6 protein-coding genes are annotated in these 8,284 nt (G+C 72.8%); 1 reads left to right on the top strand and 5 read right to left on the bottom strand.

The genetic code is table 11. The features are described 5' to 3' along the window. The 5 genes from EYA84_RS04770 to EYA84_RS04750 all read right to left on the bottom strand — a co-directional run. On the bottom strand, nt 1–1,079 hold a 1,079-nt coding region (locus EYA84_RS04770), incomplete at its 3' end, for an AAA family ATPase (protein WP_131051781.1). Further along, complete coding sequence (locus tag EYA84_RS04765) at nt 1,079–2,227, bottom strand: exonuclease SbcCD subunit D (RefSeq protein ID WP_131051780.1); 1,149 nt, start codon at nt 2,225–2,227, stop codon at nt 1,079–1,081. The genes EYA84_RS04770 and EYA84_RS04765, both read right to left, overlap by 1 nt. Before the next feature lie 35 nt (nt 2,228–2,262). Then, nucleotides 2,263–4,068: an ATP-binding protein gene (locus EYA84_RS04760; RefSeq protein WP_236145592.1), complete on the bottom strand. Its 1,806-nt coding sequence runs from the start codon at nt 4,066–4,068 to the stop codon at nt 2,263–2,265. A gap of 160 nt (nt 4,069–4,228) precedes the next feature. Then, the gene (locus tag EYA84_RS04755; protein ID WP_131051779.1) at nt 4,229–6,529 is read right to left on the bottom strand and encodes a hypothetical protein; all 2,301 of its coding nucleotides are present in this window, start codon (nt 6,527–6,529) and stop codon (nt 4,229–4,231) included. Nucleotides 6,530–6,585: 56 nt separating this feature from the next. Next, nucleotides 6,586–7,332, bottom strand: a complete 747-nt coding sequence (locus EYA84_RS04750; RefSeq protein WP_131051778.1) for a pyrimidine reductase family protein — start codon at nt 7,330–7,332, stop codon at nt 6,586–6,588. Nucleotides 7,333–7,482: 150 nt separating this feature from the next. Between EYA84_RS04750 and EYA84_RS04745 the strand changes: the two genes are divergently transcribed. Further along, nucleotides 7,483–8,028, top strand: coding sequence for a plasmid pRiA4b ORF-3 family protein (locus EYA84_RS04745; protein ID WP_131051777.1), 546 nt, complete (start codon nt 7,483–7,485; stop codon nt 8,026–8,028). Nucleotides 8,029–8,284 lie beyond the last annotated feature (256 nt).

The following is an 8,284-nucleotide window of genomic DNA, read 5'->3' as shown; positions in this document are numbered from 1 at the left end:
GCCGCCTCGTGCTCGGCACCGGCGGTCCGCACCACGGCGCGTACCTGCTCCGCCTCGGCGGCGAGCCGGTCCCGGTCGGCGTACGCGCGCAGCAGCATCCGCAGCGCGCTCTCGTCACCGGCGGCGGCCAACTCCCCGCGCAGCTTCTCCTCACGCTCCTCGGCCAGCGACACCGCGCCCGCCGCCGCGTCCGCCTCGGACCGCGCGGCGTCCACCGCCCGGGCCACCTCGGCCACCCCGTCCGGTGCCCGGACCTCGCCCAGCACGGTCAACTCGGCGTCCAGCGCCGCCAGCGCCGACCCGGCCTCGCGCACCGTCGCCCGCGCCGCGTCCAGCTCCGGTACGGCTGCCGCCACCGCCTCCGCCAACTCCCGCATCCGGCCAACATGGTCGGTGACCTGAGCCAACGTGGCGTCGTCGGCGTCGGCGAGCCCGGCCAGCAGCTGGTCGACCGTCTCCAGTCTGGCCTCGGCCTGCCCGGCGCGGGCGGTGGCCCGCTGCTGCACCTGCTCGTAGACGCCGAGACCGAGCAGGTTGACCAGGATCTGCTGCCGGGTCGCGGGACGGGCGTGCAGGAAGTCGGCGAACTGCCCCTGCGGCAGCACCACGCAACTGGTGAACTGCTCGTACGGCAGACCCACCGCCTCCAGCACGGCGGTCTCCATCTCGGCCGGCGTACCGGCGACCACCTCGCCCAGGTCCTCCGGGCTGAGCCCGGTGTCCAGCTTGGTGACGTCGAAACCGTCGGGCATCAGTTGCAGACCGGCGTTCGCGGTCTTGGCGTTGCCCCGGCTGTCCCGGCGCACCACCCGGGTGGCCACGTAGCGGGCCCCGCCGGACTCGAAGACCAGCCGGACCCGCGCCTCGGTCGACGACGGGGCCAGCGCGTTGCCGAGCCCGCGCGCGCCACCCCAGCGCGGCACCGTGCCGTAGAGCGCGAAGCAGATCGCGTCGAGCACCGTCGACTTGCCCGAACCGGTCGGCCCGACCAGGGCGAAGAAGTCGGCGTCGGTGAAGTCGACGGTGGTCTCGTCCCGGAAGACGGTGAAGCCCGCCATGTCCAGCCGCATCGGCCGCATCAGTGCTCGACCTCCTCGATCAGCTCGTCGAAGAGTTCCCGGACTCCGTCGTCGGCGTGCCCCCGGTTGTCCAGGTAGTCGGCGAAGAGTTGGCGGGGCGACCGGCCGGCCCGCTGGGCGACCCGGGTGCCGCTGCCCGGCGCGGGCACCAGCTCCGGATCGATGCGGATCTCCAACGCGCGGGGGAGCAGCTCCTGCACGTCCTCCCGCAGCCCGGCCCGGGGCTGCTCGCGGACGTACACCCGCAGCCAGCCCTCCGGCGCGGTGATCTCGGCGAGCTGGGCCAGCGTGCCGCGTACCGTGTGCAGCGCCGTCGCCTCCGCGACCGGCACCTCCCGGACCCGTGCCGCCGTCGTGGCGGTCACCTCGACCAGGGTCACCGACGGGACGTTCTCCTGCTCGCCGAAGTCCACCGCCAGCGGGGCGCCGCTGTAGCGGATCGGGCACGGCCCCTGCACCCGCTGGGCGCGGTGCAGGTGCCCCAACGCGACGTAGTGGGCGGTGCCGGGGAAGACCGTGGCGGGCACGGCGTACCCGAGCACGGTGTGCGCGTCCCGCTCACCGCCACCGGTGCTCGCGCCCACCACGGTCAGGTGCGCGGTGACCAGGTGCACCCGGTCCGGCTCGTCGAAACCCTCGGTCAGCCGGGTGAGGATGCGGCCCAGGTGGTCGGCGTACGTCTGGTTGGTCTCGGCGGCGGTCAACTCGTACATCTCCACCGCGCGGATCGCGTACCGCTGGGACAGGAACGGCAGCGCGGCCAGCCGCCAGCGTTCCCCGTCGGCGGTGGTGCCGTCCACGACGTGCTCGGCCGGATCCTCGCGGACCGCACCGCGCAAGGTGATGCCGGCGGCCTCGGCCCACGGGCGCAGCGCGTCCAGCGCCGCGCCGTTGTCGTGGTTGCCGCCGATGGCCACCACGTCGGCGCCGGTGCGGCGCAGCGCGGTCAACGCGCGGGTGACCAGGCGGGTCGCCTCCGCCGTCGGCGCGGCGGTGTCGTAGAGGTCGCCGGCGATGACGACCAGGTCGGGCCGCTCCTGGCGGGCGATGTCGATGACACCGGCCAGCACCTGCTTGTGCTCCTCGGCCCGGGACTGCCCCTTGAGGACCTTGCCCACGTGCCAGTCCGAGGTGTGCAGGATCTTCACGGGTAGCCCTCTCCTCGTGGCGAAGACGATGTCGTCTAGAAGGGGATGTCGTCGTCGGCGCTGCCGCCGCCGGAACCCACCACGGCGAACGGGTCGGCGGACTGGGTGATCGAGCGCAACGTCTGCGACGGTGCCGCACCGGCCTCGGAGACCCGGGTCGCCCAGGCCGGGAACGGGAACTCCAGGCAGAGCGGCACCGGGATGTCGGGCTGGTTGACGAACATCGTGCCGGGTTTGGCCAGCAGCGCCCGCTGCCGTTGCGCCGGGGGCAGGAAACCGTACTCGGGGCGGGACGCCTCGGCCGGGTCGAGCCGTCCGACCACCCGGATCGCCGAGTTGGTGACGATGCGCCGCTCCACCTCGCTGGCGGTCTGCTGCGCGCCGATCAGGATCACCCCGAGCGAGCGGCCCCGCTCGGCGATGTCCAGCAACACCTCCTTGATGGGGGAGGAGCCCTCGCGGGGGGCGTACTTGTTCAACTCGTCGAGCACCACGAAGAGCAGCGGCTTGGCGCCCTGCTTCTCCTTGTTGTCGAACTCGGTCTTCAGGGTCACGCCGACCACGAAGCGCTGCGCGCGATCCGGCAGGTTGTGCAGGTCGACGACGGTGACCTGGGCCGACTCGGCGGTGTTGATCGAGTGTGGGCGGCGGGTCGCCAGGTCGCCCCGGATCAACCGGGACAGGTCCTTCTTGCTGCCGATCAGCCGCCGGGCGAAGGCGTTCACGGTGCCCAGGCCGACCGCGCTGCCCGCCCAGTCGCTGCGGGTCTCGTCGTCGCTGAGCTGCTCGACGATGTGGTCGACCAGGTCGGCGTACGTGCCCAGGCGCACCCCGTCGACGCTGACCCCGCCGTCGGCGGGCTGGGCGTAGCGGGCCAGGTGCGCGGCGACCGAGTGCACCACCATCGTGTACTGCTGCCGCTCGTCGTCGGCGTCGGCGAAGACGTACGGCAGCAGGCGCTTCTCGCAGAACTCGGTCAGCGTCCAGTAGAAGCTGTCCACCCCGGTCAGTCGGTTGTGCACGTCCGGGGTGCCGGAGGAGTCGCCGACCCGGGGCGGAGCGTACACCCGGACGTCCGGGAAGGCGTCGGCGACCAGGCCGAGCCGGGCGTACGCGGCCCGGGTGGGATCGTCCAGCCGGGCGTTCGGGTGGTCGAGGAAGAGCAGGTCCTCGCCCTTGACGTTGAAGATCAGCGCCTTGGCGTTGACCGCGTCCCCGCCGAGCTGGCCGGAGCGGAACACCGAGTAGAGCAGGAAGGTGGCGAAGCTGGTCTTGGTGGCCACCCCGGAGATGCCGGAGATCGACACGTGGGCGCCCCGGGTGCCGTCGAGGAAGTCGGCGTTGAGGTAGACCGGCACCCCGTCGCGCCCGGTGCCCATCGGGACGCGTCGCTCCATCCGGTCGAAGTGCAGCGCCCGGGCGCGCGCGTCCCCCTCGGCCCGGTGCACCACCGCGCCCGGGTGCGGCGGCACGTAGAACTCCGGGTCCACCCGGGTGGTGGTGATCTCCGCTGCCTCCTGCACCTGCGCCGGCAGCGTGCCGTCGGCGATGGCGAACACGTCGGAGTCGAACTGTGCGCCCTCGTGCCGCGCACGGACCTGGGTGACCACCCCGGCGATGGTCACCGGCTCGCGGTCCGGCAGCTCCCGCCGGGTCACCACCACGTCGTCGAGCTGGAGGTAACTGCCGGGGGCGACCGCCGTCCAGAACTGCAGCGGCGTGGCGTCGGCGGTGCCGAGCACCCGACCGACCCCCTCACCCGGGCCGTCGAGCCCGCCCGGGTCGACCCCCTCGCGCGGGCCGTCGAGCTCGCCCGGGCGGTGGATCCCCTGGTCAGTCATCAGACGGCTCCGGTCGGCTGGTCGTCGCGGTCGGCACACACGCCCTGCATCCTGCCGGAGGAGTACGACAGGCCGCCACGCGACGCGGCGGAGACCACGCCCCGGCCACCCGCCGGGCGCGTACGGCGACCGACCGTGGACCCTGCGTGCCGGTGGCCGCCTACCGGCGTCGTGGCGGCTGCCCGGTCGGGTCGAGCCGCCCGGCCAGCTCGTGCACGGCCGCCTCGTACCCCCGGTCGGTGTGGTATGGCCAGTGCTGGTCGATCGGGGGCGGGACGGTGTCGTCCGGGTCGACGACGACCGCGCGGGGATCGCGGAGCCGACGGTCGACCGTACCGGCCGGCCCCGACACGCGTGGACGCTCGCCCGGGTGGTGCGCGGAGAAGATCGGCCCGCCCACCGGGTCGGTGTCGCGCCACAGGTTCACCCACCGCCAGCCGATCCGGTCGCCCAGCTCGTGCAGGGTCGCGTCGCCGAGGAAGGCGGGGAAGAGGCGGGCGTAGAGCCGGTGCAGCGGGCTGCCGTGGGTCAGCAACGCCACCCGCTGCCGCACCGAGTCCGGCAACTGGAGCAGCGTGGCGGCGGCGAGGACGGAGCCGTGACTGTGCCCGGAGAGCACCACGTCGCCCCGGGCGGTCAGTGCGGTGACCCGCTTGGCCAGCTCCGGCACGGCCCGCTCGGCGTAACAGGGCGGCGCGAACGGATGCACCGTACGCGGCCAGAACGTGCCCAGGTCCCAGATCACCGCCACCGTGCGCCGGGTCTCCTCGGACCGGTACGAGAGCACCCCGAGCACCAGGATGCCGAGGCCGACCAGCCCGATCACGTACATCCCGACGTCGGTGGCGATGGCCAGGTTCGTGGTCGCCGTGCCGTCGGTGTGGATCATCCGTCGGCTCAGGTCCGACGGTCCGATGCCGATCAGGTCGAGCCCCACCGCGGCCACGCCGATCAGCGAGAGCACCAGGAAGACGATGAAGGCCGGGGTGAGCTGCTCGGCGATCGCGGCCCGGGCGACCACCTCGCGGACTGCCCGGCGTCGGTTCACGGCCTCCGGCGGCACGTCGGGGAAGTCCCGCCGCACGACCTCCTCGGCCATCCGACGTCGTCGGCGTCGGCTGCTCAGCACCCGCCACATGGTCGTGGCGGCCACCACCACGATCGCCACCAGGCCGGCGAGCGCGGCCCACCGGTAGGAGACGGGTGGTTCCAGCGGTGGTGCGCCGGGCAGGTTCGGCCGGGCCGGGTTCGGGATCTCGCCCCGGTCCAGGAAGTCGGCGACCCGGTAGACCAGGGCGGCGGAGAACCCGTACGCGGCGGCGATCGCCGCCGCGGCGAGCACCGGCGCGGCCAGCCCGCTCAACCAGGACGTGCCCTTCCCCGCGCCGTGTCGTCGCTGGTGCAGCGTGGCGGCGGTGAGAACGGCCAGCAGGGCGGCCTGGACCGCGACCAAGGCGGCCACCGCCCCTTCGTAACCGGGCAACTGCTCACGGGGCGGGGGCGGCTCCAACGGGATCACGGTGTAGATCAGCGCCAGCACGGTGAGCCCGGTGGCCACGACCCGCACCGGGCGGATGCCCCGGAAGTCCACCGGTCCCCGGCCCTGCCCGTCGCCGACCCGGCGAGCGGGCATCGTGAGCAATACCACGCAGGCCGCGAGCAGCAACCAGGCCGCCACGAACAGCACGTACGCGACCGGGGTGGGAAAGATGTTGATCTGTGCGCCGAGCAGGATGACGTCCAGGGTGCCCAGCCCGACCGCCCGGTGGATGGCGCGCAGCCGCTGCACCACGAGCGCGTCGTTCCAGAAACCCGGACTGTCGATCCGGTCCTCCCCGTCGCCGCCCCGGTCCTGGCCGCGTGCGGCCGGGAACGCCTCGAAGACCCGGGCGGACCGCTCGCCGAGCCACCAGAGCAGCCGCAGCGCACCGATCGGGACCAGCGCGAGCAGCGCCAGGCGCGGTCCCAGCGGCAGGTACGACAGCCAGGACAGGTACGGGCGGTTCCGCACGCAGGGTTCGTAGGGCGTGCACTGCCAGCCGACGATGTCCACGGTCACGCCGACGATGGAGAGAACGAACGCGGCGGTCAGGGTGGCGGCGAGCAGACGGCAGACCGGACCGATGGGGCTGCCGCTGCCGCCGGTCGGCGGCCGGGCCCACACCGCCAGGTTGACCAGCATGAAGGGCAGCAGAAAGAGCAGCGACAGGGTACGCACCGCGCCGCCCGCGGTGAGCGCACCCCAGCGGTACGCCTCCACGTGCATCCCGCCCGGCCGGTCGCTGATCCCGAAGCCGGGGCGGGGGCGGTAGAACCCGGCGTTCGTGTCTCCGGCGACCCGGATCACCACGGGATGGTCGAGCAGCGACTCGGCGGAGGTGCCGGAGACACCGTGCACCCGTAGCTCGACCACCTCGTGTGCCAACGCCCCGCCTCCCGGCAGTTGCCGATCCGGGTTCACGGTAGTGAGCCGACCTGCGGCTACGTGGCGGATTACGGCAACTCGCCCCGGTGGCGTCAGCCTCGGGCGTAGCGCAGCAGCAGGGTGCCGTCGGCGGCGTGCAGCACGTGCCGCAGTGGCAGGTGTCGGGCGGGACTCGGGTCACCGGCGGTGATCCGACCCGCGCCCGCGCCCGCGAGCAGTGGGGCGACCGACAGGCAGACCTCGTCGACCAGGTCGTCGGCGGTGAGCGCGCCGAACAGGTGCGGGCCGCCCTCACAGAGCACCTGGTCGAGCCCGCGTCGGCGCATCTCGGCGAGGCCGGCGACGAGGTCGACCCGGTCGTCGCCGCAGGGCACCACGTCGGCCACGGTGGACAGCCCGGTCGGTGGGACGGCGTCGGACCGGGTGAGCACCAGGGGGCGTACCGGGGCGTCGGCGAAGGCGGCCTGCTCCGGGTCGAGTCGTCCGCTGGCGGAGACCACCACCAGGGTCGGGTACTCGGTCAGCCCGTGCCTCCGCCGCCAGGCACGACGGCGTTCGTCGAGCCGGATCGCCCGGTAGCCCTCGTGGCGCAGCGTGCCGGCGGCCACCAGCAGCGCGTCGCAGAGCATCCGCAGCAGCCCGAACACCCGCTTGTCGGGCTCACCGGAGAGCCCGGCGGAGTAGTCGTCGAGGCTGACCGCGCCGTCGACACTGGTCACGAAGTTCATCCGCAGGTGCGGTCGGTCGGCACGCCGGTAGAGGGCGGTCAGCGCGTCGTCGTCGACCGGCCCGGGTGACGGCTCGGGCCAGAGTGCGTGGATCGGAAGTCCGACGGTCATTCGCCGGCCGGACCGGTGACCGGAGGGGTGGGGCGAGGGGTACGGTGCTGGCAGTCGCACCAGTTACGGCCCGGACACTCGTCGTGCCGCCGTGTCCGGCACGCTCGGCAGATCATGCTGGCAGCCTATGCCGGGGGAGGATGACGCAGCATGTCACGTCAGATCTTCACGCTGCGGATGTCGCTGTCCGGGCTGCGTCCCACGATCTGGCGACGGGTCCTGGTGCCCGGTGGTTACACCCTCGACCGTGTTCACCGGGTGGTACAGCACGCGATGGGGTGGCGCGACTGCCACCTGCACTCGTTCGAGATCGACGGGGTGCAGTACGGCGAACCCGACCCCGACGGCGAGTTGGGCGTGCACGACGAGTTGGACGTACGCCTGGACGCGGCGGTGGGCAAGGGCGCCCGGTTTCACTACACGTACGACTTCGGTGACTGGTGGGAGCACGACCTGGTGGTGGAGGACGCCTTCGCCGCCGATCCGGACGAGCGCTACCCGATCTGCCTGGACGGTGAGCGCGCCGGGCCGCCGGAGGACGTCGGCGGTCCGCAGGGTTACCTACTGCTGCTCGCCGCGCTGAGCGACCCCGGCCACCCGGAGCACCGGGCGATGCGGGAATGGGTGGGTCCCGGATTCGACCCGGACGCCTTCGACGCAGGTAGGGTCAGCACGCTGCTGCGCCGACTCTGCTGATTCGTTACTCAGCGATCACGTTGAGCAGCCCCGCGCTTCGTTCGTGAGCGCGGGGTAAACATTTTCGCGGTAACGATCTGGGAACGCTCCCAGCGGGCTATTGACACTCCGGATACCTCCCGGCAATCTCATGGGAGCGTTCCCAAGATGGCGTGGATCACAGTCCCGCCCCGAGCGCCCGACACCGACAGACCAGTTCGGTGCCGGATGGCGCTGCGGCACCCCCCACCACACATAAACCAGCCTCACCACTGAA

Source organism: Verrucosispora sp. SN26_14.1 (assembly GCF_004307965.1).
Classification (GTDB): Bacteria; Actinomycetota; Actinomycetes; order Mycobacteriales; family Micromonosporaceae; genus Micromonospora.
Note: the sequence above shows the minus strand (reverse complement) of the source record. Positions and strands in the feature narration are given on the sequence as shown.

Bases quoted from the DNA above. Each gene is read 5' to 3' on its own strand.
- EYA84_RS04760 (WP_236145592.1), bottom strand. From the start codon at position 4,068: ATGACTGACCAGGGGATCCACCGCCCGGGCGAGCTCGACGGCCCGCGC.
- EYA84_RS04750 (WP_131051778.1), bottom strand. From the start codon at position 7,332: ATGACCGTCGGACTTCCGATCCACGCACTCTGGCCCGAGCCGTCACCC.
- EYA84_RS04745 (WP_131051777.1), top strand. From the start codon at position 7,483: ATGTCACGTCAGATCTTCACGCTGCGGATGTCGCTGTCCGGGCTGCGT.